Annotated in this window: 26 protein-coding genes and 1 tRNA gene; 10 read left to right on the top strand and 17 right to left on the bottom strand. The window is 22.4% G+C overall.

All coding sequences use genetic code 11. From position 1 onward, the window contains the following. Positions 1-54 precede the first annotated feature (54 nt). The 7 genes from fusA to D9V80_RS02140 all read right to left on the bottom strand — a co-directional run bounded on the left by fusA (position 55) and on the right by D9V80_RS02140 (position 5,836). On the bottom strand, positions 55-2,163 hold the full coding sequence (gene fusA, locus D9V80_RS02110) for an elongation factor G (RefSeq protein ID WP_158353760.1): 2,109 nt from the start codon (positions 2,161-2,163) through the stop codon (positions 55-57). 105 nt (positions 2,164-2,268) lie between these two features. Continuing rightward, on the bottom strand, positions 2,269-2,739 hold the full coding sequence (gene rpsG, locus D9V80_RS02115; RefSeq protein ID WP_158353762.1) for a 30S ribosomal protein S7: 471 nt from the start codon (positions 2,737-2,739) through the stop codon (positions 2,269-2,271). Between the two features lie 47 nt (positions 2,740-2,786). Next, on the bottom strand, positions 2,787-3,161 hold the full coding sequence (rpsL, locus tag D9V80_RS02120) for a 30S ribosomal protein S12 (protein ID WP_158353765.1): 375 nt from the start codon (positions 3,159-3,161) through the stop codon (positions 2,787-2,789). Between the two features lie 78 nt (positions 3,162-3,239). Next, on the bottom strand, positions 3,240-3,527 hold the full coding sequence (tusB, locus tag D9V80_RS02125) for a sulfurtransferase complex subunit TusB (protein ID WP_158353767.1): 288 nt from the start codon (positions 3,525-3,527) through the stop codon (positions 3,240-3,242). Between the two features lie 14 nt (positions 3,528-3,541). Continuing rightward, complete coding sequence (gene tusC, locus D9V80_RS02130; protein ID WP_158353769.1) at positions 3,542-3,919, bottom strand: sulfurtransferase complex subunit TusC; 378 nt, start codon at positions 3,917-3,919, stop codon at positions 3,542-3,544. A 20-nt stretch (positions 3,920-3,939) separates the two neighbouring features. Further along, entirely contained in the window at positions 3,940-4,329 is a 390-nt protein-coding gene (gene tusD / locus D9V80_RS02135; protein WP_187306489.1) for a sulfurtransferase complex subunit TusD, read from the bottom strand. 232 nt (positions 4,330-4,561) lie between these two features. Then, entirely contained in the window at positions 4,562-5,836 is a 1,275-nt protein-coding gene (locus D9V80_RS02140; RefSeq protein WP_158353773.1) for an acetylornithine/succinyldiaminopimelate transaminase, read from the bottom strand. Positions 5,837-6,001: 165 nt separating this feature from the next. On the opposite strand from D9V80_RS02140, the gene tsgA reads away from it, so the two are divergent. Then, entirely contained in the window at positions 6,002-7,180 is a 1,179-nt protein-coding gene (gene tsgA, locus D9V80_RS02145; protein WP_158353775.1) for an MFS transporter TsgA, read from the top strand. Between the two features lie 25 nt (positions 7,181-7,205). Here tsgA and trpS read toward each other — a convergent pair whose 3' ends face one another. From trpS to aroK, 4 genes are all read right to left on the bottom strand, one after another. Continuing rightward, the gene (trpS, locus tag D9V80_RS02150) at positions 7,206-8,219 is read right to left on the bottom strand and encodes a tryptophan--tRNA ligase (RefSeq protein ID WP_158353777.1); all 1,014 of its coding nucleotides are present in this window, start codon (positions 8,217-8,219) and stop codon (positions 7,206-7,208) included. Positions 8,220-8,280: 61 nt separating this feature from the next. After that, a complete protein-coding gene (gene rpe / locus D9V80_RS02155) occupies positions 8,281-8,961 on the bottom strand; it encodes a ribulose-phosphate 3-epimerase (RefSeq protein ID WP_158353780.1) in 681 nt (226 codons plus the stop codon). Positions 8,962-9,136: 175 nt separating this feature from the next. After that, positions 9,137-10,222 (bottom strand): 3-dehydroquinate synthase, encoded by a 1,086-nt coding sequence (gene aroB, locus D9V80_RS02160; RefSeq protein ID WP_158353782.1) that lies wholly within the window; start codon positions 10,220-10,222, stop codon positions 9,137-9,139. A 48-nt stretch (positions 10,223-10,270) separates the two neighbouring features. Further along, positions 10,271-10,792 (bottom strand): shikimate kinase AroK, encoded by a 522-nt coding sequence (aroK, locus tag D9V80_RS02165; RefSeq protein ID WP_158353785.1) that lies wholly within the window; start codon positions 10,790-10,792, stop codon positions 10,271-10,273. Positions 10,793-11,053: 261 nt separating this feature from the next. Between aroK and D9V80_RS02170 the strand changes: the two genes are divergently transcribed. After that, positions 11,054-11,141, top strand: a tRNA-Ser gene (locus D9V80_RS02170). 61 nt (positions 11,142-11,202) lie between these two features. Here the strand turns inward: D9V80_RS02170 and deoD are convergent. The 5 genes from deoD to D9V80_RS02195 all read right to left on the bottom strand — a co-directional run bounded on the left by deoD (position 11,203) and on the right by D9V80_RS02195 (position 16,841). Next, on the bottom strand, positions 11,203-11,901 hold the full coding sequence (gene deoD / locus D9V80_RS02175) for a purine-nucleoside phosphorylase (RefSeq protein WP_158353787.1): 699 nt from the start codon (positions 11,899-11,901) through the stop codon (positions 11,203-11,205). Between the two features lie 58 nt (positions 11,902-11,959). Then, complete coding sequence (locus D9V80_RS02180) at positions 11,960-13,186, bottom strand: phosphopentomutase (RefSeq protein ID WP_158353789.1); 1,227 nt, start codon at positions 13,184-13,186, stop codon at positions 11,960-11,962. A 104-nt stretch (positions 13,187-13,290) separates the two neighbouring features. Next, positions 13,291-14,901, bottom strand: a complete 1,611-nt coding sequence (locus D9V80_RS02185) for a peptide chain release factor 3 (protein ID WP_158353792.1) — start codon at positions 14,899-14,901, stop codon at positions 13,291-13,293. 84 nt (positions 14,902-14,985) lie between these two features. Next, positions 14,986-15,573: a NifU family protein gene (locus tag D9V80_RS02190; RefSeq protein ID WP_158353794.1), complete on the bottom strand. Its 588-nt coding sequence runs from the start codon at positions 15,571-15,573 to the stop codon at positions 14,986-14,988. Between the two features lie 734 nt (positions 15,574-16,307). Beyond that, positions 16,308-16,841, bottom strand: coding sequence for a single-stranded DNA-binding protein (locus tag D9V80_RS02195; protein WP_158353797.1), 534 nt, complete (start codon positions 16,839-16,841; stop codon positions 16,308-16,310). Between the two features lie 274 nt (positions 16,842-17,115). Here D9V80_RS02195 and dusA point away from each other — a divergent pair, with 274 nt between their 5' ends. From dusA to hemW, 6 genes are all read left to right on the top strand, one after another. Beyond that, entirely contained in the window at positions 17,116-18,117 is a 1,002-nt protein-coding gene (dusA, locus tag D9V80_RS02200) for a tRNA dihydrouridine(20/20a) synthase DusA (RefSeq protein ID WP_158353799.1), read from the top strand. A gap of 200 nt (positions 18,118-18,317) precedes the next feature. Next, entirely contained in the window at positions 18,318-19,712 is a 1,395-nt protein-coding gene (dnaB, locus tag D9V80_RS02205; RefSeq protein ID WP_158353801.1) for a replicative DNA helicase, read from the top strand. A 166-nt stretch (positions 19,713-19,878) separates the two neighbouring features. Further along, the gene (gshB, locus tag D9V80_RS02210) at positions 19,879-20,853 is read left to right on the top strand and encodes a glutathione synthase (protein WP_158353803.1); all 975 of its coding nucleotides are present in this window, start codon (positions 19,879-19,881) and stop codon (positions 20,851-20,853) included. A gap of 30 nt (positions 20,854-20,883) precedes the next feature. Beyond that, positions 20,884-21,306 carry a Holliday junction resolvase RuvX gene (gene ruvX / locus D9V80_RS02215; protein WP_158353805.1) on the top strand — a complete coding sequence of 141 codons (423 nt, stop codon included), beginning with the start codon at positions 20,884-20,886 and terminating at the stop codon, positions 21,304-21,306. Between the two features lie 31 nt (positions 21,307-21,337). Beyond that, the gene (locus tag D9V80_RS02220) at positions 21,338-22,012 is read left to right on the top strand and encodes a YggS family pyridoxal phosphate-dependent enzyme (protein WP_158353807.1); all 675 of its coding nucleotides are present in this window, start codon (positions 21,338-21,340) and stop codon (positions 22,010-22,012) included. 101 nt (positions 22,013-22,113) lie between these two features. Continuing rightward, a complete protein-coding gene (gene hemW / locus D9V80_RS02225) occupies positions 22,114-23,241 on the top strand; it encodes a radical SAM family heme chaperone HemW (RefSeq protein WP_158353809.1) in 1,128 nt (375 codons plus the stop codon). Positions 23,242-23,251: 10 nt separating this feature from the next. Here hemW and trmB read toward each other — a convergent pair whose 3' ends face one another. Further along, positions 23,252-23,965: a tRNA (guanosine(46)-N7)-methyltransferase TrmB gene (gene trmB, locus D9V80_RS02230; protein WP_158353812.1), complete on the bottom strand. Its 714-nt coding sequence runs from the start codon at positions 23,963-23,965 to the stop codon at positions 23,252-23,254. Between the two features lie 56 nt (positions 23,966-24,021). Here trmB and mutY point away from each other — a divergent pair, with 56 nt between their 5' ends. Together mutY and D9V80_RS02240 are read left to right on the top strand one after the other, a co-directional pair. Further along, complete coding sequence (gene mutY / locus D9V80_RS02235) at positions 24,022-25,074, top strand: A/G-specific adenine glycosylase (protein ID WP_261978560.1); 1,053 nt, start codon at positions 24,022-24,024, stop codon at positions 25,072-25,074. Then, a complete protein-coding gene (locus tag D9V80_RS02240) occupies positions 25,067-25,303 on the top strand; it encodes an oxidative damage protection protein (protein WP_158353814.1) in 237 nt (78 codons plus the stop codon). Before mutY ends, D9V80_RS02240 begins: the two co-directional genes overlap by 8 nt. The last annotated feature ends 2 nt before the right edge of the window (positions 25,304-25,305 follow it).

Genomic DNA, 25,305 nt, shown 5'->3' on the forward strand with positions numbered 1-25,305 from the left:
CCTTATTTATATTTTTATTTTTAAAAAATAGTAAATTTAAAAAAAAAATAATGTTTATATTTTTTTTTCTATCACTAAATCAGAAACATGTTTTGGAGCATCTTGATATTTTAAAAATTCCATTGAATAAGATGCTCTACCTTGAGTTTGAGAACGTAGATCTGTTGAATATCCAAACATCTCTGATAGAGGTACTTGAGCATTTATAGTTCGAACATGTAATATCTCATTCATTCCTTCAATAACTCCTCTTCTTCGATTTAAATCACCTATTACTTCTCCCATATATTCTTCTGGAGTCTCTACTTCTACTTTCATAATAGGTTCAAGTAAAATAGGTTTAGCTTTTTTAAAAGCTATTTTAAACGCAGAAGATGCAGCTAATTTAAATGCAATTTCAGAAGAATCTACATCATGATAAGAACCAAAATGCAAACGTACACCAATATTTACTACAGGATATCCAGCTAAGGGGCCAGATTTTAATTGTTCTTGAATACCTTTATCAATTGCAGAAATATATTCATTAGGAATTACTCCTCCTTTTATTTCATTTAAAAAAGTATATGTATTATCACTATTATCTTTTAATGGAAATAAATCAATAACCACATGACCATATTGTCCTCTTCCTCCAGATTGCTTAATATATTTTCCTTCAATATCATTAATTCTTTCTTTAATAGTTTCTCTATATGCAACTTGAGGTTGTCCAATATTAGCATCAATATTAAATTCTCGTTTCATACGATCTACAATAATTTCTAAATGTAATTCTCCCATACCAGAAATAATTGTTTGATTAGATTCTTCATCTACTCGTACTTTAAATGAAGGATCTTCTTTTGCTAATCGAGCTAAAGATAAACCCATTTTTTCTTGATCAGATTTTGTTTTTGGTTCTACTGCAATAGCAATAACTGGTTCTGGAAATTCCATCTTTTCTAAAATAATCGGATAATGTGGATCACATAAAGTATCACCAGTAGTTACATCTTTTAAACCAATAGCCGCCGCTATATCTCCTGAAACCACTTCTTTTACTTCTTCACGTTTATTAGCATGCATTTGCACAATTCTTCCTAAACGTTCTTTATGTCCTTTTACTGAATTCATTATAATATCACCAGAACGAACAATTCCGGAATATACGCGAAAAAAAGTTAAATTACCGACAAAAGAATCATTAGCAATTTTAAATGCTAAAGCTGAAAAAGGGGCTTTATCACATGCTTTTCTGATTTGATCAGGTGTATTTTCGATACTGTTTTTAATTCCACTAATAGGTGGTACATCATTTGGAGCTGGTAAATAATCAATAATAGCATCTAATAGTGTTTGAACTCCTTTATTTTTAAATGCTGTACCACATGTCATTAATAATACATCATTTTTTAACACTTTTTTTCTTAAAACATATTTAATTTCTTTTTCTGAAATAACTTCTTCTAGAAGATATTTTTCCATTAATTCATCATTTTCATCTGCAATACATTCTATAAGTTTATTTCTCCAAAGTTGAGCAAGATCTATTAAATTGTCAGGAATATCTTGATAACTAAAAGTTAAACCTTGTTCATCATTCCAATATATTGCCTTCATTTTTACAAGATCAACAACCCCTTGAAAATTTTCTTCGCAACCTATAGGTATTTGAATAGGTATACATTGTATTCCTAAACGATCATGTATTTGTTGTACAATCTTTAAAAAATCTGCCCCCATTCTATCCATTTTGTTAACAAATGCAATTCTAGGAATACGATATTTTTGTGCTTGTCTCCATACTGTTTCCGATTGCGGTTGTACACCTCCTACTGCACAATATACCATAACAACACCATCTAACACCCGCATAGAACGTTCCACTTCTATAGTAAAATCAACATGACCTGGAGTATCAATGATATTAATTCGATGTGGAGCAAATTGTTTTGCCATACCAGACCAAAAAGTAGTAGTAGCAGCAGATGTTATTGTAATACCTCTTTCTTGTTCCTGCTCCATCCAATCCATTGTAGCTGCACCATCATGGACTTCCCCAATTTTATGATTAACACCAGTATAAAATAAAATACGTTCTGTTGTAGTAGTTTTTCCAGCATCAATATGTGCACTAATTCCAATATTTCTATATTGTATAATAGGTGTTGTACGAACCATAATTTTCTCTATTTTTATATACTTTCAGTAAAGTAAAATTTTTTATTTGTTTTTGTCAATATTGCATACATCATATTTTAAATAAATTATTTTAAATAAATCATATTACCAACGATAATGCGCAAATGCTTTATTTGCTTCTGCCATTTTATGAACTTCTTCTTTTTTTTTTACTGCAGATCCTTTATTTTCTATAGCATCTTTTAATTCATTAAATAAACGTAAAGACATTGATTTATCATGTCTTTTTCTAGCTGCATCTATAATCCAACGCATAGCTAATGCATTTCTCCGAATAGCACGTACTTCTACAGGAACTTGATAAGTAGATCCTCCTACTCTTCTAGATTTAACTTCTACTATTGGACGTACATTTTCTAATGCAGCCTCCAACACATCTAATTCTTTTTTACCAATTTTTTTTGATAATAATTCTAATGCTGAATATACAATATGTTCAGCAAGAGACTTTTTACCATCAACCATTAAAATATTGATAAATTTTGCAAGTACTATTGACACAAATTTAGGATCAGGTAAAATTTTTCTTTCTCCAATCACATGACGTCTTGGCATAATTAATCTCCAAAAAAAATATGTATAATATTAATATATTAAAAAATTTATGTTTTAACTTTTTTCACTCCATATTTTGATCGAGATTTTTTTCTATTTTTTACTCCAGAACAATCTAAAGAACCTCTTACAACATGATATCTTACACCAGGTAAATCTTTAACTCTTCCTCCTCTTATTAAAATTACAGAGTGTTCTTGTAAATTATGACCTTCTCCACCAATATAAGCAGTGACTTCAAAACCATTAGTTAAACGTACTCGACACACTTTTCTCAATGCGGAATTAGGTTTTTTTGGAGTTGTTGTATATACTCTTGTACATACTCCTCTTTTTTGAGGAGATTTTCCTAAAGCGGGAACATTACTTTTTAAAATTTTACGTATTCTAGATTTTCGAACTAATTGATTTACCGTAGACATAATGACACCTTAAAAAATAAAAATAAGATTGATTATAACATTTTAAAATTTAATTAAAAATTAAAAACTTTTTTATCATTACCATTTCATTTGATGTTTATTTTTTACTGTTAAAGTAACAAATTGTGTATAATTAATAATATGAAAGATTTTAGAAACTTGATATTCTAATCCTCGAGCAATAATATCTTCTTGAAGAACAAATAAAGTCACTTTTTTTTTTTTAAAATGTCTCAAAAAAACATTATTTTTTAAAGCAATTAATACCCCATTTTGCAAAGCTAAAAAATCATCAAAATCATTTAAAAATTTTACAATATAATCTATATTAGTTTTAAAAGGAGAACTCATTAATATATGTAACATAACTTAAACATACCTTAAAATTTTAAAATAAAATTACATTTTTTTATTTTATTTGCAAGAATAGAAGGAGTACATAATTTAGGAGTAACTATAAAATTAGATAAAGAAAAATTTCCTCGTTCTTGTAAAGATTGTGAACAAATATAAAAATGTATATTTTTATACATTTTAAATATTTTAAATGAAGAAGTATGATTATAAATTCGAATAGTTTGAGGTTGTTGATTTTTTAATAATTGAAAAATTCCATCTCCAACAAAAAACAAATTAATAAATTTATCTAAAGAAGTTAAAATTAAAGATGTATATAAACCTTCACGAGAAAAATTATTTCCATAAGGAGCGCTTGAAAAAAGAATAGAAAAAGAAACATTATTACAGTATGTATTCATACATATCACTTTATAAAAAATTAAAATTGTATTAATCGATCACATTGTACAACATCAAGTAACCATTCAGTATAACCAATAAACTTAAAAGAAGAACTTAAATTTACAAATTTCACATGATCTATATTTTTTAACTCGTTGTGTGAAAAAATACCTCTCTCTAAACTAGCACTACTACATACATATAACGGAATATTATGAATATTTGATAAGTTTTCCCATTCTAAACTTGCATTAAATCGATCAGAAGGAAGAATCAACATTTTATTAGCATCAAAAACTCCATTATAAAAAAAAAAAACATTTTTTAAAATATGTCCTGCAGATAATAATGCTTGAGAAAATAAAAAAGCACTAATCGAATTTTCAGAATGATTAGAAAAATCACTGACTAAAATAACATAATTCATGTATACCTTCATTTAAAAACTGTTTGTTATGTACATTTAAATAATAAAAAACTATAATTCAATATATTGTAACATATTGACTATTTTATATATAAAAAATTATTTTTTACAAAAATCATTAAATTATACCATTACAATACTATTTATAATAATATTACATTATTAATATTTATTATTTGTATAAAAACACAAATTTTATGTACATAATTGATATATGTAACCAAAATATAATTTAATATAACAACATTATTAATGTATACAAATAAATATTTTGTAACAATTTTTTGAAAAATAATTTTTGTAATGACTTTTCAAAAAGATATAAACCAAAATTTATATCTTTATAACTAATATTTAAAGGAGGAGCTAAACGAATTACATTAGAACCAGCACTTAATAAAATTAAGCCTTCTTTTTCAGCATAATACATAATTTCTGTAATACTAAAATAACAATTTTTTTTTAATAAAATACCTAATAACAATCCTTTACCTCTTATTTCTTCACAAAAATTATACAATTTATTAATTTTATTAATTTTTTTAGAAAAAAATAAAAATTTTTTTTTAATTAAATTTAATAATTTTCGATTATTAATCATATCTAAAATAACAATTGCAATAGAACATGCTAATGGATTACCTCCATAAGTAGATCCATGTAATCCTGGATATAAAATTTTAGAAATTTTGTTTGTAGTTAATACTGCACTAATTGGAAAACCACCTCCTAAAGATTTTGCTGTAGTCAAAATATCTGGTATAACTTCATATTGCTCATAAGCAAATAAAGTTCCTGTACGCCCTATTCCAGTTTGTACTTCATCAAAAATTAATAAAACATCATATATATTACATAATTCACGTAACTTTTTAATAAAAGATTTATCCGCTGAAATAACTCCTCCTTCTCCTTGTATCAATTCAATAATTACAGCACATGTTTTAATATTAATCATTTTTTCAATATGTTGAATATTATTAAAAGAAATATGTTTAATATTTTTATTATATATATTGGAATTAAATACAGAAGAATATTTTGATTGTCCACCTACTGAAACAGTAAAAATAGTCCTTCCATGAAAAGAATTGTTAAAAGAAACAATATTATTTTTAGTATTATCATAATAATGAGAAGCATAATATAAAGCAATTTTTAACGCAGCTTCATTTGCTTCTGCTCCAGAATTTGAAAAAAAAACACAATCAGCAAAACTATGATCTACTAACTTCTTTGCTAACATTAAAGCAGGTTCATTAGTAAAAATATTACTTATATGCCATAATTTTTTACTTTGAATATGTAATATTTTATTTAATTTAGGATGAGCATGTCCAAAAGGTAATACAGCAATACCTCCTGAAAAATCAATATATTTTTTTCCCTGTTGATCCCAAAGATAACAACCTTTACCTTTAACTGGAATAAAAGACCTAGGTTGATAAAATGGAATCATTACTTTATTGAAAGTGTTAATATTACATAAAATAGATTGCAAAGACATATAAAACTCCATATCACATTTTATATTAAGATTTTATAAATATTTAAATATACATAAATTTAATAAATTAAATGTATATTTAAATATAAACATAAACAATTTAAAATTTAATGAAATTTATTATAGATATAAATATTGTTTTAAAAAAATGAGGCATAAACTTCCATGAAAAAAAAAAATAAACGAAATCTTACATTAATTAGCTTAATCTCATATTTTTTAACTGGATCACTAATAACAATAACAGGAACAATATTAGGCAATTTATCTAAATATTTTAATGTTCCTATTGCAAAAATCAGTACTACTTTTACTTTTTTAAATATCGGAATATTAATTTCAATGCTTATGAGTATATTAACTATAGAAAAAATATCTATAAAAACACAACTAATTATTAGTTTTTTATTAACAATATTCTCTATCATGAATTTATTTTTTTGCACAAAAATACAATTATTTTCTGTTAGTATGTTTATATTTGGAATTGTTAGTGGCGTTACAATGTCAATTGGAACTTATATAATTACTAATTTATATCAAGGAACTCAAAGAGGAAAAAAACTTTTATTAACAGATTCTTGTTTTAGTTTAGCTGGCATGATCATACCAATAATTACTACTAAGATTATATCTCATCAATATCAATGGCAATGGATTTACATAATTATCGGAATCATTGACTGTTGTATTATAATTATTGCATTAAATACAAATTTTGAAATAAAAAAAATAATTAATCAAAATGAAAAAAAAAAACAAAAGTTAATAACTTGTAAAGTATGGATTAATATATTTTTAATCTCTATTTCTGCATTTTTATATATTTTAGGACAACTAACTTTAATTTCATGGATTCCAGAATATTTAATGCAAACATTAAACATAAATATAGTACAAACCGGAAAAATTATTAGTATATTTTGGATGTTTTATATGATTGGAATGTGGTTTTTTAGTTTTATACTAAAATTTTTTGATTTACAAAAAATTTTAGTTACATTAAGTGGCATATCATCAATTTTAATATTTACTTTTATACAATTTAAAAATATTTATTCATTATATATAAACATATCATTATTAGGATTTTTTTCTAGTGCAATATACACTATATTGATTACTCTAGCTTCTCTGCAAACAAAACTCCCCTCTTTAAAATTAATAAATATTATATTGATATCTGGAACATGTGGTACTGTATGTACTTTTATATTCACTCAACCTATTATTTTTATATATGGAATAAAAGGAGCATTAATTACAGGAAATATTCTGTATACTATGGTATTTATAATTAATATTATTATAGGTTATACTAGCAAACATAAAATGAATTATTAAAAATCAATAGTATATATTAAAAACTTTATTTGCATAAAGTTAAAATTTTATACATTTTTGTTAAAGTTGTATTGGCAATATGTTGAGCTTTTTTTGCACCTATTTGTGCAATTTTGATTAAAAATTTTTCATCTTGTCTCCATTTCCAATATTTTTTTTGTAAAACACACAATTTTTGAAAAATAGATTCAGATACACAATGTTTGAAATCTTGGTATGTTTTTCCATAAAAATAATTAATTAAAGAATTAATAGAAATATCATTTATTGATGAAAAAATTTCCAATAAATTAGAAATTCCTGGTTTTTTCTCTATATCATAATAAATTCTAGGAGGATTTTCTGAATCTGTAATTGCTTTATTCACTTTTCTAATAATATCTTTATATGAATCAAATAAAAAAATTGTACTATCTTTATTTGAATCTGATTTCGACATTTTTATTATAGGATTAGATAACGACATTATCTTTGATCCATATTCAGGTATATATGGTTTCGGAGAAGTTACAACGTCGGTGGAGTAAAAAAAATTAATTCTTTTAGCTATTTTTTGAGCTAATTCTAAATGTTGTTTTTGATCATTCCCAATTAAAACTATATTAGATTGATATAATAAAATGTCTGATGCCATTAATATTGGATAATTTAATAAACCAGTATTAATTTGATTATTACAAGAACTTTGATACTTTTGCTTAAATTGAGTCATGCGTAATAATTCACCATAATAAGTATGACAATTTAATAACCAATAAAACTGACAATGCTCATACACATGTGATTGTACAAAAATAATACTTTGATTTGGATCAACTCCTACTGCTAAATATAGTGCTATAGTATTTAATACATTTTCTATTATAGAAAAAGATGAATGTTTAAAACCAGTAATTGAATGTAAATCTGCAATACAATAAATACATTGATTTTTTTGTTGCATGGATTCCCAATAACGCATTGTACCAATATAATTAGCTAAAGTTAATTGACCAGATGGTTGTACAGCACTAAAAACTATATTTTTTTTATAACACATTTTTTTTCCAATATTTTATACTACAAAAAATAGTATTTTTAATTAAAAGTTGTAATAAAAATTATTTGATATTATGAAACTTTATTAATTCTTTTCTAAAATTCATAATTGTTTGAGCATAATTCGAACTATTAAAAATAGCAGAACCTATAACAAAAATATCTGCTCCAGATCTTGCAATATCTAATATATTTTTTACTTTAATACCTCCATCAACTTGTAATGGAATATTAATGTTTTTTCTTTCTAACAATTTTCGTACTTTACGAATTTTTTTTAATGAATTTTTGATAAAATTTTGACCACTAAATCCAGGATTAACCGACATTAATAAAATTAAATCTATTTTGTCTATAATATAATCCAAATAACATAATGGGGTAGCTGGGTTAAAAGCAACTCCTACTTGACAATCATTATCTTTTATCAAATTTATAGTATGATCTAAATGTTCAGTAGATTCTGGATGAATAGTAATATAATCAGCACCGGAACGAATAAAATCTAATATTAAACGATCTGTAGATTTAGCCATTAAATGTACATCAATAGGAACTGTAATATTATAATTACGTAAAGATTCTAATACTTTAGGACCAATTGTAAGATTCGGAACATAATAATTATCCATAACATCAAAGTGAATCATATCACCCCCAGATTTTATTACATTTTGTACATCTTCTCCTAAACATGCAAAATTGGCAGATAAAATTGATGGAGCAATTAAAAATTTTTTCATATATAACCATTAAAATGAAGAATTTAGTATATTTTAAATAAAAATGTATAGTAATTAATTATAAAAATTTAATTACTATACAAATAGTAAAAAATAATTATATTTTTAATAAGCTTATACCATAAAATATTATAAAAAAATATAGAAAAATTAATGATCTATATTATACATAAAATTATTTTGATGCATCAATAGCTTGCAATATTATATTGTTATCTATATTTTCGCAAATGAAAACTTCTCCAATTTTTTTTGGAAGAATTAATCTAATTTTTCCATTACTAAAAGATTTTTTATCATTATGCATATAAGATATATATTCACTACTTTTCATATTTTTTGGAGCTGTTATAGGTAACCCTAAATTTTTTAATAAATCTATAATTTGTAATAATTCTGTCTGACTAATTAATTTTAATAAATATGCTATTTTTGTAGCAATTACTATCCCCATAGATACTGCTTCTCCATGTAACCATTTTTCATATTTAAAATATGCCTCAATAGCATGTCCAAAAGTATGTCCTAAATTTAAAAAAGCTCGAATATTCTTTTCACGTTCATCTTTTTCAACGATACTAATTTTTAGTTCACAACATTTTTTCACACAATATAAAATAGATTCTGTATTTAAATTTATTAAATCAATATATTTTTTTTCTAACCAATGAAAAAAATCTTTATCAAAAATAATCGCATATTTAATAACTTCAGCCATACCAGATAAAAACTCTTGTTTAGACAAAGTATTTAAAAAGTTGGTATCAATAATTACAGAAGAAGGATGCCAAAATACACCTAACATATTTTTTCCTAATACATGATTAACTCCTGTTTTTCCTCCAATAGATGCATCTACTTGAGCTAACAAAGTGGTAGGTACTTGAATATATTCAATTCCTCGTTGATAAATACCAGCAATAAAACCTGTTAAGTCTCCTATAACCCCACCTCCTAATGCAATCAAAATTGTATCCCTGTTGCATTGTTTTTTTAATAAAAAAGTAATACATTTTTCTACAGTTAACATACTTTTATATTCTTCACCATCGGATATTATAAATTCATAATATTGAATATTAATTTTTTTTGAAAAATTAAATATATATTTTTTCCATAAAGTTGCAATAGTAACATTGGTAATTAATACAATTGTACTTTTATTTTTAATAATATTTAAAATATGATTTTTTTTAAAAATAGAAGAACCAACCAAAATAGGATAACTACAATTAGTTAAATTCATTTTTAATTTATGCATAATATTTTCATTTCCTTTTTTTATGATAAAAATGGTTTAACTTTACATTTAAATATATTTTTTTATCATATTAATAATATTTTGTACTATAATTTTTGGATTTACAAAGTCCGTGCTAACTGTTATATCAGCAATTTCTTCATATAAAGGAGTTCTTATTGTTGATAAAGACTGTAAAACTTTTTCTAACTCAATATGAGAATTTAACAAAGGTCTATTTTTTTCTTTTTTAGTACGAATAATTTGATTTTCAATATTAATAGTTAAATAAATCACTAATCCTCGAGCAGATAATTGATTTCTATTTTGTTTTGATAAAATTACCCCCCCTCCTGTAGATAAAATAATTCCTTTTCTTGTTGTTAATTGACTAATAATTAGCTCTTCTCTTTTACGAAATTTATCTTCTCCTTCAATATCAAAAACCCAATTAATATCTGCTCCAGTTTGTTTTTCAATTTCTATATCAGAATCATAAAAATCCATATCTAATTGACTAGATAAATAACGACCCACAGTACTTTTTCCTGCCCCCATAGGTCCTATTAAAAAAATATTTTTTTTTGCCATATTATGTACTTTAATATTAGTTTAAAGTATTTTTTTTAAAAAAAAATTATTAAATAAATTATAAAATGTCATATTTTTTTAAAAAAAAGTAATTTTAAAAAATACAAATTTATAAAATTTTTTTATAAAATTTTATTTCTTAATTTGCATACTATATAAAAAAATGATAATCTTAACTATCAATTATTAATCATTAATTTATAATTAATAATTGATTAATAATAAATATGAATAAAAAAACGTTTGCAATATAATAAATAGGGTGAGGTGTCTGAGAGGATGAAAGAGCACGCTTGGAAAGCGTGTATACGAAAATATCGTATCAAGGGTTCGAATCCCTTTCTCACCATACGCATATATAATTTGTTCAAAATATACAACAAAAAAAATTATTCAAATAATTTACATATTTATAATTCTAATGCAATATTAATAATATTATTAAAATAAGAAACTCTTTCTTCTGAAAGCAATTTTTCGCCTGTATTTATATTATCAGAAACTATACAAAGAGAAATAGCTTGTATACCAAACTTAGACGCTAAAAAATATATTCCAGCAGTTTCCATATCTATACCTAAAATATTATGAATCTTCATTATACTATTAATTTTTTTAAAATTAGAATAAAAAAGATCTGTTGTGAATAATGATCCAAAATGAACTTTAATACCTAATTTGTTAGCAACTTTATAAGTTTTCAATAATAAATCAAAATTTGCGGTTGCAGAAAAGTCAAAATTATTAAAACGTAACCGGTTTGCAAAAGAATCTGTGCAAGCTGAAACACTAACAATAATATCTTTTAGATTAATAGTATTTAATACAGTCCCACACGTTCCTAATCTAATAATTTTTTTTACGTTATAATTAGAAATTAATTCCTGAATATAAATAGATGCAGATGGAATACCCATTCCATGACTCATGATAGATATTTTTTTCTCTTTAAAAAAACCTGTATATCCTAACATACCACGTATATTATTAATTAATTTATACTTAACTAAATAATTTTCAGTAATAAATTTTACTCTAATTGGATCTCCAGACATAATCACAGTTTCAGCAATATCATTTTTTTTTGCACTAATATGAAGTGTTGACATATATTGTTCTCAAATATAAATAGTAAAAATGAATATAATATAAATACATTATTATTTTTTATAACATTGATTGTCCAAAAGTCATTTTGCTTAAAACAAAATAATTGGAAATAGTTTGAGCAATATCTGAAAAAGTTCTTCGAAAACCTAAAAAATTAACATTCATATTTTTTTGATATAATAATATAGGAATATGTTCTCGAGTATGATCTGTACCTTTCCAAGAGGGATCACAACCATGATCTGCTGTTATAATTAACAAATCATTTTTCTTTAAAATTTTTAAAATTCTAGTAAGATGTCTATCAAAATATTCTAAACCATCAGCATATCCTAAAATATCTCTTCTATGCCCCCATACTGAATCGAAATCAACAAAATTAGTAAAAATAATTGAATTATTTTTTGCATTATGTATTTCTGTAATAGTTGCATTAATTAAATTTAATAACCCATATGCTTCAATCTTGTTGGTAATTCCACAACCTGAAAAAATATCAAAAGTTTTCCCTATAGCTGTTACTATACCTTTTTTTTCCTCTATGAGCTTATTCATAACTGTAGATTGTATAGGTGGTATAGAAAAATCTTTTCTATAATTAGTACGAAAAAAATTATTTTTCTGAAATCCAGAAAATGGACGTGCTATTACTCTTGCAACCATATATTGTGATTTATTTAAAATATCTCGAATTATTTTACATAAAGTATACAATTTATTTAAACCAAACACTTTTTCATGACAAGCAACTTGAAACACAGAATCCCCGGAAGTATAAAAAATAGGATAAAGTGATTGTATATGTTGAATACCAAAATCGTTTAATATATCAGTTCCTGAAGCATGACAATTCCCTAAAAATCCTTTAATATCTGTTTTTAGCAGTATAGTTTTTAATAAATTTTTTGGAAAACTTTCTTTTTTATTTTTAAAATAATCCCATTTAAATAATACCGGAACACCAGCAATTTCCCAATGACCAGAAGTTGTATCTTTTCCAGAAGATTGTTCTTCTGCATAACCATAACTTCCAATTAAATTTTTTGAATTATATTCTAAACCCAATGGAAAAACATGATGTAATTTTTGATATGCATGACCTAATCCTAAGGAAAGTAAATTTGGAATATATAGTTTTTGTTTTTTTAAACCAATTTTTCTATTAAAATAACAAAAAGAAGCAATGTGACCCAATGTATTAGATCCAACATCATCGAAAAAAATAGCGTCTTTCGTAGATCCTATTCCAAGAGAATCTAATACCAAAATAAATACTCGTTTCATGTAATTATCACTAATCTAATTTTGATATAAACAATATATATCTATTATTTTTAAAATACTATTTTAAATAATTAATAAAAATATAAAAATTATTTATAAATGTGTTAAATCTTCTTTTTTTTTAAGAAAAAAATATCTAAATTTTGTTCAGATATAATATTTAAATGTATTATATTAGGAACAAAATAAACTGCATTTTTTTCATTATCTATTCCAATAAAATCTTTATTATCATTAATAAAATCATTATAACGAATTTTATTCTTTGAAAAAATCCATCTAATAGTATGAATTTCAACATTTTTATATATTAATTCTATTTGATATTCAACTTTTAATCTTTCTGATACAACATCAAATTGTAAAATACCTAAAGCACCAATAATCACTTCATTAGTATTTAATTTTTTAAAAACTTGAATTGCACCTTCTTCTTCCAGTTGGAAAATTCCTTTTAGTAATCTTTTTTGATGTAAAGGATTTATTAAATGCACACTTTTAAATATTTCAGGGATAATATTATTTATTCCTGAAAATTGTATATCTTCACTTTCCGTAAAAGAATCACCAATACGAATATTTCCATGATTATAAATACCAATAATATCTCCAGGATATGCTGTTTCTAATACAGTTCTATTATTTGCTAATAAAGAAATAGCATTATTAATGCTAAATTTTTTTTTTGTACGTACATGAAATAATTTAATTCCTTTAAAATATTTACCTGAAACTACTCTAATAAAAGCAATTCTATCACGATGTTTTAAATTCATATTTGCTTGAATTTTAAAAACAAAACCTGAAAATTTTAACTCATTAGGAAAAATTTTTCTCGTGTAAGCCATTTTTGGTTGAGGAATCGGACCAAATTTTACTAAAAAATTTAATAAAAAAACAATTCCAAAATTATCTAATGCAGAACCAAAAAAAACTGGATTAACATCTAATAATAGAAAATCTTTGTATTGAAAATTAATATAACTTTTTTGAATATGATTAATTTTTTTTTTCCAAAAAAATTGTGTTTTAATATTGTCTTCTTGTGTAAATATTAAATTATTTTTTTCAAATGTATTCAACAAAAACTGTTTTTTTTTGTAAATTAAAGATTTGGTATTGTGATACCAATATGCCTTTTGATTTTGAAAATGATATAATCCTATTATATTATTATCATATTCTATAGGATATGTAATAGGACTAAGAAGCATATTTAACTCTTTTTCCAGTTCATCTAATAACAAAAATACATTTTTAAAATCTTTATCTATTTTATTAATAAATGTAATTATAGGAATACCTTTTTTTTTAGCAACTTGTAACAGTTTTTGTGTACATGATTCAACACCTTTACTAGCATCAATAACCATTAAACAAAAATCAACAGCAGAAAGAATTCTATAAGTATCTTCAGAAAAATCAGAATGTCCAGGAGTATCTAATAAATTAATTAATTTATTTTTATAAGAAAAACTTAAAACTGAAGTAGAAACAGATATTCCTCTTTTTTTTTCAATGTCCATCCAATCTGATTGTGTATGTTTTTTATTTTTTTTCGGTTTAACTACACCAACAGTACGAATAACATCTCCTAAATATAATAACTTTTCAGTAATTGTTGTTTTTCCAGCGTCAGGATGTGAAATGATAGCAAAAGTACACCTTTTTTTTATTTCTGAAGTTATTTCATTCACATTAATTAAAAAATTCATATATCACTTTTCATTAAAAAATTTTAAAAAAAAATAAAAAATATTTTTTTAAAATAGTTGATAATTTAGTTTAATATAATATTATCAAGAATAAGAATGATCTCCTCGTTCATGTTGTGTAACATCAATTAAACCTTTTATTTGAGGATATTGTTTAATAATTTTTTTTTCTACTCCTTGTTTTAATGTAGTATTTATCATAGAACATCCATTGCATCCACCGCTAAATTTTACTAAAGCATATTTTTCTTTTGTGATTTTTATTAATTCTATTTTTCCTTTATGCATCATTAATTCTGGATTAATAAAACAATTTAAATAATCTTCTATTTTTTTTTCTAAAGAATTTTTTATAAAATTTGTTTGTTTGTTTTTTGCATAAGGAGCATTTAATATTAATTTTATATCTAAATTATTATTACAATGAGAAATATCAATTTTTGCGTCCCGAAAAAAAGGTGTTTCTTCTTTTTTGATAACACAAAAAAAATTTTTATAATCAAAAATTTCATCTTCTTTATCATTTATCTCTTTTATGTCACAATATGCAATTCCACATTCAGCATGAACAGTTCCAGGATACATAATAAAAATTCTTAAATGTGTATTTTTTTTTTGATTTAAAAGTAACTTGACAAAATATTTTTTTGCTTTTTCTGATATTGTTATCATTATGAAATCATTTTTTATGTGAATTTTTTTTAAATTAATAGTACGACATTATTATAATAAGTACAAGAATCTAATTAATTTATATATAAAATATAAATTTATATACATAAATGGAATCAAAATATAATATATTATTTTTTAATTAATAAATATTATTGTATATTTAATACATACATTTTTTAAATATAAAATAATGTTATTATTTCAAATCTTAAAAAAATTAAATAAACAAAACATAATATTAAAAAAATTATCTTGGGAATAAATATTCTATTTTAATACTATATTAACATTAAAATATATTTAATATTAATTAAAAAAAATATTACATTTGATTTTTAAAAAAAAAATCTATTATGAAATTACCAATATATAAGTACAAATATATTGTCAATAATATATATATATAAAATGATATATACAATATTTTTATTTTTATTAAATTTTCAAAATAAAATAAAATAAAGTTAATATAATTAAAAAAAATTAAAAAATGATTTTTAATACCATAAAAAAAATTATGAAATCATATAAAAAAATATTAAATATATACACCATAATAAATCTTATAAACTAATAAAATTGTTACAAAAAAATTTAACAAAAATATTTAACGATAAAAATTTTAAAAAATAAATAAACATTCAATATAATATATATTACATGAATTATTACTTTAATAAATTGTAAAACCCTAACCTGGGCTTTACAGAAAACTTTTCATTTTTTTAACACTAAAAAGGAATATCTTCATCAAAATCAATATCTTCTACATGATCATTTACATTACTATTATTTTTTTCAAAATAATTATTTTTATTCTTTGTAATATTTTTTTCTATATCTTTTCTAACTTTTTGATTGGTAACATTATTACTTTTTTGATAAACATTAGAAGCATTATGATTAGTATTTGTATTACGATTACCTAACATTTGCATAGTTCCACCAATGTTTACTATTACTTCAGTTGTATAACGATCCACACCATTTTGATCTTGCCATTTTCTAGTTTGTAAAGATCCTTCAATATATACTTGTGAACCTTTTTTTAAATATTCTCCTGCTACTTCCGCTAATTTTCCAAATAATACTACTCGATGCCATTCTGTTTTTTCTTTCATTTCTCCTGTATTTTTATCTTTCCAAACATCTGAAGTAGCTACATTAATATTTGTGACTGCGCTTCCATTTGGCATATATCTAATTTCAGGATCTTGACCTAAATGACCTATTAAAAGAACTTTATTAATACCCCTACTAGCCATAAGTTTTTCCTTAATTTGTAATATTTACATATTCATATTTATTTTGATTAATGTTGAAAATAATAATTTTTTAAAAATATATTAATTTTATATGTATAATATATAAATTAAACATAAATTGTAAAAATATAATGCAAAATATATATAAAAAAATTTTATATATTAACATTATTATTAATAATTTCATTATTTTAATATAGATAATGATACCAATTTAATATTAAAATTAAATTTTTTATCAATGCTATAAATCCAATATTATGAAAAATAAAAAATGAAAACAAATAATAAAATTAATATTCTCAAAAAAGATTTAAATTATCGATTTTGTGTTGCTCCAATGTTACATTATACTGATGAATGTTGTAGATATTTTTTTCGATTATTAACTAAAAAAACAATACTATTTACTGAAATGATTCCAGCTAATAAAATTATTTATTCTCCATACCCAATATTAAAAATAAACAATCCAAAAAATGATAAAATTGTTGTACAAATTGCAGGTTCTAATACACAAAAACTCGCTCAATCTAGTAAAATAATAATTTTAAACAACTATAAAAATATTAATTTAAACTTAGGTTGTCCTTCCATATCAGCTCAAAAAGGACAATTTGGAGCTTGCTTGATGAATGATCCAATAAAAGTAATTGACTCCATTAAATCAATTGAAGATGTTATTCAAAATCCAATCAGTATAAAAATCAGAACCGGAATTGATAATAATAATACATATCAATTTTTACAAAATTTTACTAATTTAATTTCGAAGAATACACATTGTAAAACTTTTTTTATTCATGCAAGAACAGCTATTTTAAAAAATTTTTCTCCTAAACAAAATCAAAATATTCCACCACTGAAATATGAATATGTATATCAATTAAAAAAAGATTTTCCACAATTAAACATTATTATCAATGGAGGTATTCATTCTATTAAAGAATCTCTAGAACATTTAAAAAAAATAGACGGAGTTATGTTAGGTAGAAAAATTTATCAAAATCCTTTAATTTTATTACAAATCGATAAAAAAATCTTCCAATATAATGAAAAAAAAAATAATATACAAAAAATAATAAATCAATATATCCATTATTATATCAATCAAAAATATACAATTAAAAAAATTGTTCGTCCTTTATTTAATGTATTTTATTCTTCTAAAAATGCTAATATTTGGAAAAAAACATTACATAATTTTATTATCAAAAAAAAAATAAATATGCATCAAGTAAACGAAATTTTAGATACAGCAAACAGTATGAATTAAGTTTAAAATCTTATACAATGAATTTATATTTTAAAAATGTTTATTTACATCAATTATCAATATTTTATTACAACACATTTACCTATCTTTTTATAATATTACACTAATAAATATAAAAAGATATCAAATATATATACAAAATATAATGTATTTATCTTATCTTTTTAATGTTATATCTAAATTTTGGCTCTATATCAAAAATGGAAAAAAAAAAAAAATTTAAAAAAATATATAATAATCATCTTATACATAAGTTAAAAATACCTCCACATTCTATAGAAGCCGAACAATCTATTTTGGGAGGATTAATGTTAGATAATGAACAATGGGATATTGTATCAGAACGTGTAGTTATAGATGATTTTTTTAGCAAACCTCACCAGTTAATATTTAAAGAAATGCAACATCTCTTAGAATTAGGTAATCCTATTGATCTTATTACTTTAGCTGAATCTCTCGAACAAAAAGGTGAATTAGAACTTGTAGGAAGATTTTCTTATTTAGCAGAGTTATCAAAAAATACTCCTAGTACTGAAAATATATCTGCTTACGCTGATATTGTAAGAGAACGTGCGATAGTAAGAGAAATGATTTTAGTAGCTAATAAAATAGCAAATGCAGGATATGATCCTAAAGGTAGAAAAAGTGCAGAACTACTCGATTTTGCAGAATCTAGTGTTTTTAAAATTGCTGAAAAAAGATTTAAACAAAATTCTGGACCAAAAAATATCGTTCAAATTTTAGATAATACTATTACTAAAATTGAAAAATTATTTGATACTCCAATAAATGAAGTAACAGGAATAAATACAGGATATCACGATTTAAATAGAAAAACATCAGGACTTCAACCATCTGAATTAATTATTATTGCAGCAAGACCCTCTATGGGTAAAACCACTTTTGCTATGAATTTATGTGAAAATGCAGCAATGACTTATGAAAAACCTGTTTTAATATTTAGTTTAGAAATGCCTGTAGAACAAATTATGATAAGAATGTTAGCATCATTATCTAGAGTCAATCAATCAAATATTAGAACAGGACAACTTAATGATGAAGATTGGTCTAGAATATCTAGTACAATTAATATTTTATTAAAAAAGAAAAATGTATATATAGATGATTCTTCTGCTTTAACTCCAAGTGAAGTACGATCTAGAGCGAGACGCGTTTATCGAGAGCATAATGGATTAAGTTTAATTATGATTGATTATTTACAACTTATGAGAGCACCTTCTTTTACTGAAAATAGAACTTTAGAAATTGCAGAAATATCTCGTACTTTAAAATCTTTAGCAAAGGAATTAAAAGTCCCTGTAGTAGCTTTATCGCAATTAAATCGTTCATTAGAACAAAGATCAGATAAAAGACCTTTAAATTCTGATTTAAGAGAATCTGGATCTTTAGAACAAGATGCTGATCTGATTATGTTTATTTATCGAGATGAAGTTTATAATGAAAATACAGAAGTAAAAGGAATAGCAGAAATTATTATCGGTAAACAAAGAAATGGTCCAATAGGAACAATTAAACTAACTTTTAATGGAACATGGTCAAGATTTGACAATTATGCAGAACCTCATTATTCATAAAAATACAAAAATAATATTTTTTCAAAAAATATATACAATTCATACTTTAATCAATAAAAATATTTCAAAACAATTAAAATATTTTTTTTTGAAAAATAAAACATTTATTTTTCAAAAAAAAATGCCATAAAAATATCTTTCCATTACTTAAATAAAAAAAAATAATATGCATATAAAAATCGGCGTAATCATGGATCCTATTCAGTCTATTAATATAAAAAAAGATTCCACTTTTCCAATATTATTGGAAATGCAAAAAAGAAAATATATAATTTTTTATATGGAAATAAAAGATTTATACTGGAAAAAAGGAGAAACATATTCTGAATCAAAAATTTTACATGTATATAATAACAAAAACAAATGGTTTAAATTTATAGAAAAAAAAGAAATTAAATTATCCGATTTAAATGTAATCTTCATGAGAAAAGATCCACCGATAAATTTAGAATTTATATATGCAACTTATTTGCTAGAATTTGCAGAAAAAAAAGGTGTATTTATTTTTAATAAACCTAGTAGTTTACGTAATTGTAATGAAAAAATCTTTACTTGTAATTTTAAAAATCTTATTCCAGAAACAATGATTACAAAAAAAATAAAAAATATTTTAAATTTTCTACAAGAACATAAAAATATTATTATCAAACCATTAAATGAAATGGGAGGTGCGTCAGTATTTAAAATTTGTGAAAAAGATGTAAATACAATAGCAATATTAGAAAACATGACACACAATGAAAGTAAAAGTTGTATGATTCAAAAATTTATACCAGAAATCAAAGATGGAGACAAAAGAATATTAGTAATTGATGGTATACCAATTCCTATTTGCTTAGCTAGAATACCAAAAAATAATGAAATTAGAGGCAATCTCGCAAGAGGAGGAAAAGGAAAAATAGAAAAATTAAATGAACATGATCAAAAAATTATAAAAAAAATATCTCCAATATTAAAAAAAAATGGTTTATTATTCGTTGGAATAGATATTATTGGAAAATATCTTACTGAAATTAATATAACTAGCCCGACATGCATACAAGAAATTCAAAAAGAATACCATATTTCAATACCTAAAATTATCGTAGATTGTATTGAAAAAAAAATAAATCAGTTAAAAATAAAAAATAATGAAATTTAGATTTTTTATATCAAATGGAAAAATATATTAATGAGTCTTGTTATTGCTTTTGATTTTGGAACTAAAAAAATTGGTGTAGCAGTAGGACAAAATATTACAAAAACTGCTAGAATATTACCTTCCATTCCAGCTATACAAGGTTTTCCCAATTGGGAATTTATTCAAAAAATATTAATACAATGGAAACCAAAATGTATAGTCATTGGATTACCTTTAGATAATCAAGGTGAAATACAAAAAATTACCAAAAAAACACAAATGTTCTCTATAATTATGAAAAAAAAATTTCATATTCCTATTTATTTACATGATGAACGATTTACTACAACATCAATTAAATGTAATTTATTTCAAGAAGGAGGTTTTAAAAAACTAAAAAAAAATAATGTTGATTCATTATGCGCTGTTTTAATACTAGAAAGTTGGTTTTATCAAACAAATTTATACATTTAAAACAAATATTACTATATCCAGTTAATAAAATATGAATATAATTGAAAAAAATATAATTAAAATCAAAAAAAAAATTATAAAATATACTCAAAAATACAATAGAAATATTCAAAATATTAAAATATTAGCAGTTTCTAAAAACAGAAATATACAAGAGATAGAAAAAGCTTTTTATTTAGGACAAACATGTTTTGGAGAAAATTATATACAAGAAGCAATAAAAAAAATACATAATATTTCATTAAATATACAGTGGCATTTTATTGGTAAAATTCAAAGTAATAAAATACATATTATTTCAAAAAAATTTTCATGGTGCCATTCTGTAACAACAGAACGACATGCTTATTTACTAAATAAATATCGTTCAAATTTAGAAAAACCATTAAATATATTAATACAAATTAATATGGATGCAGAAGTTAACAAAAATGGAATATTAATAAAAAACATATTTAATATAGCTCATTGTCTTACAAAATTTAAAAAAATAAAATTAAGAGGTATTATGGTATTTCCTTACATTAGAAACAACATAAAAGATCAAATTGTTATATATAAAAAAATCAATTTAATTTTTAATAAACTGAAAAAAAACTTTCCGTCCATAAATACTTTGTCTTTAGGAACAACTCAAGATATGGAGGCTTCCATTGCATCAGGAAGTACATTGTTAAGAATTGGAAAGGGATTATTTGAAAATTAATTTTTTATTATTAAACATAATAAAAATAAAAATACTAATTTAAATAAAAATATTTTTAAAAAATTATATTCTATTTAAAAAAAAATGAGTTTGTAATTTATATGATTCCAATTAGCTTATACATTCATATTCCTTGGTGCATTAAAAAATGTCCTTATTGTGATTTTAATTCTTATACTACTAAAACAAAAATAGATGAAATAGAATATATAAATTTTTTAATACAAGATTTAGAACAAGATTTACATCTTATTAATCATAGAAAAATTCAAAATATATTTATAGGAGGAGGTACTCCAAGTTTATTTAATATTGAATCAATTCATTATTTAATACAAAAAATTAAAAAAAAAGTGCACTTATCAAAATCAACTGAAATTACTATAGAAGCTAATCCAACTAATATTGAATATAAAAAAATTATAGAATATAACAAAATTGGCATTAATCGCATTTCTTTAGGTGTACAAACTTTTAATAATGTTCATTTAAAAAATTTAGGAAGATTATATACAGAACAAGATATAAAGAATGTCATACATAATATGAAATCAAATCAAAAAAATATTAACTTTAATATCGATATTATGCATAGTCTTCATAATCAATCATATTTTGAAGCAATAGAAGATTTAAATAAAGCTATTTCATATAATCCTAATCATATTTCATGGTATCAACTAACTATTGAACCTAATACATTATTTTTCTATCAAAAACTAAATTTAACAAAAGATTTAGAAACAGAAAAAATTATTAAACAAGGAAACAAAATATTAGAAAAATATGGTTATATACAATATGAAATTTCTTCATATTGTAAAGCAGGATATCAATGTAAACATAATTTAAATTATTGGAAATTTGGTGATTATATAGGTATAGGATGTGGAGCTCACGGAAAAATAACACAAAAAAATAAAAAAATTATAAGAACAGTAAAATTTAAAAATATTCATGATTATATTAAATATAATTTTTTAAAAAAAAAATATCAAATATCACATAAAGATATAGCATTAGAATTTTTTATGAACATATGTAGATTAAAAAAAAAAATTAATAAAAAAGATTTATATAAAAAAACAGGATTAAAACAACAAGAGATTAATAATCAAATTAAAAAATGTATACAAGAAGGCTATATAAAAAATGATTATAAATATTGGGAAATTACAAAAAAAGGATATCAATTTTTAAATTCATTATTAGAAATTTTTGTAGTATAAAAATGAAAAATTATATTTTAAATATTTTTAAACTAAAAAAACTGTTTTTCTTAGAAACACATTTTTTTAAAAATGTAGTTTCTATATTTTTAGAAAAAAATAATTTTTTTAATTTAAAAAAAAATATACAATTCACTTTATTAATTAATATAATATTATTAATTATTTCTTGTATATAATTTTCACTATCTGTAAGAATATGTATTTTTCCTTTATCCACTAATTTAATATAAAGTAATAATAAAAAACTTTTATTAATTAAACGTCTTTTTCGATGTTTTTTTTTATTCCATGGATCAGGAAAAAAAATTCGTACTTTATTTAAAGTTCTTTTAACAACCATATACTCTAATACTTCTTTAGCATCATGATAAATAACTTTTAAATTTTGAATTTTTTTTTGAAAAATGTTTTTTAAACAACTAAATAAACCAGAAAAATATACTTCAATTCCTAAATAATTAATATTTTCATGCATTATAGATTCTTTAATTAAATCAATACCATTTCCAAATCCAATTTCTAATATAATTGGATTATTTTTTTTAAAAAAAATATTTTTTAAATATTTATTTGTAGTAAAATCAATTCCATAAAGATTCCAATATTGATTAAATTTAACAATATTTAAATTTTTAATTTTTTTTTTTCTAATAACAAAACTTCTAATTTCTTTTATAAACATACCAGAATCAGTATATTTAGGAACAATTATATTTTTCATATAAAAATTTTTTTATTTTAATTACATTTTTTATTAAAAATAAGAGTATTAATCAAGTGATAATCAAAACTCCTATTACTCAATTAATTATTAATTGGTTTCATTTTTACGGAAGAAAATATTTACCATGGAAAAAAAATCAAAATATTTATTATATTTGGATTTCTGAAATTATGTTACAACAAACACAAGTGAACACAGTAATACCATTTTATAAAAAATTTATTACAAGATTTCCTTCTATGAAAAGTTTATATCAAGCTTCATTAGATGAAATCTTACATTACTGGAGTGGTTTAGGATACTATACTCGTGCAAAAAATATCTATCGTACTATTCAAATTATTTTTAAAAACAAAAAAGGTATTTTTCCAGAAAATTTTTTTGAAATAATACAATTACCAGGAATAGGCAAAACAACTGCAGGAGCAATACTATCTTTTTCAAGAAATTTTAGTTTTTCTATATTAGATAGTAATGTCAAAAGAATATTAGTCAGATATTACTATTTAATTAATGCAAATTCAAGTAAAAAATTTGAAACTATTTTATGGAATATCATTAATATAATTACACCATTTCATAATACAAAACAATTTAATCAAAGTATTATGGATATTGCATCACTTATATGCACACCCAAATATCCAAAATGTATAATATGTCCTTTAAATTTATATTGTCTTCAATATAAAAAAAATCATCAAAAAGATGTATATTTACTATTAAAAAAAAAGAAAAAAAAAAATATTTTAAAAAAATATTTTTGTGTTATTTTAATATTTAAAAATTATATTTTTTTGGAAAAAAGAAATCAAACAAAAATATGGAACAACTTATTTTGTTTTCCATTTTTTAAAAAAAAAACACTTGTATATAATTGGATAAAAAGTAAAAATATTAAAAAAAAACGTTCTGAAAAATTAAATAAGATTAAATATAAATATACTAATTTTAATATTGAAATTTTTCCATTTATCATCCATATGAAATCTATTTTCGAACCAGAAAATAATGCTATATGGTTCAATTGTAATTCAAAACAAGAAATAGGATTACCGCAACTTGTTTTAAAAATAATAAAAAAAATAAGGAAAATAAATGAATAATAGAATTATATTTTGTTCATTTTTTAAAAAAAATGAAAAAGGATTAAATCATAATCCATATCAAGGAAAAATAGGAAAACGTATATATAATGAAATATCTGAAAAAGCTTGGAATCAATGGATAAAAAAACAAACCATTTTAATAAATGAAAAAAAATTAAATATGTTTAATAAACAAGATAGAAAAATTATAGAAAAAGAAATGCAATATTTTTTATTTAAACAATAAAT

The organism is Buchnera aphidicola (Thelaxes californica) (genome assembly GCF_005080825.1).
GTDB classification, from domain to species: Bacteria; Pseudomonadota; Gammaproteobacteria; order Enterobacterales; family Enterobacteriaceae; genus Buchnera_I; species Buchnera_I aphidicola_V.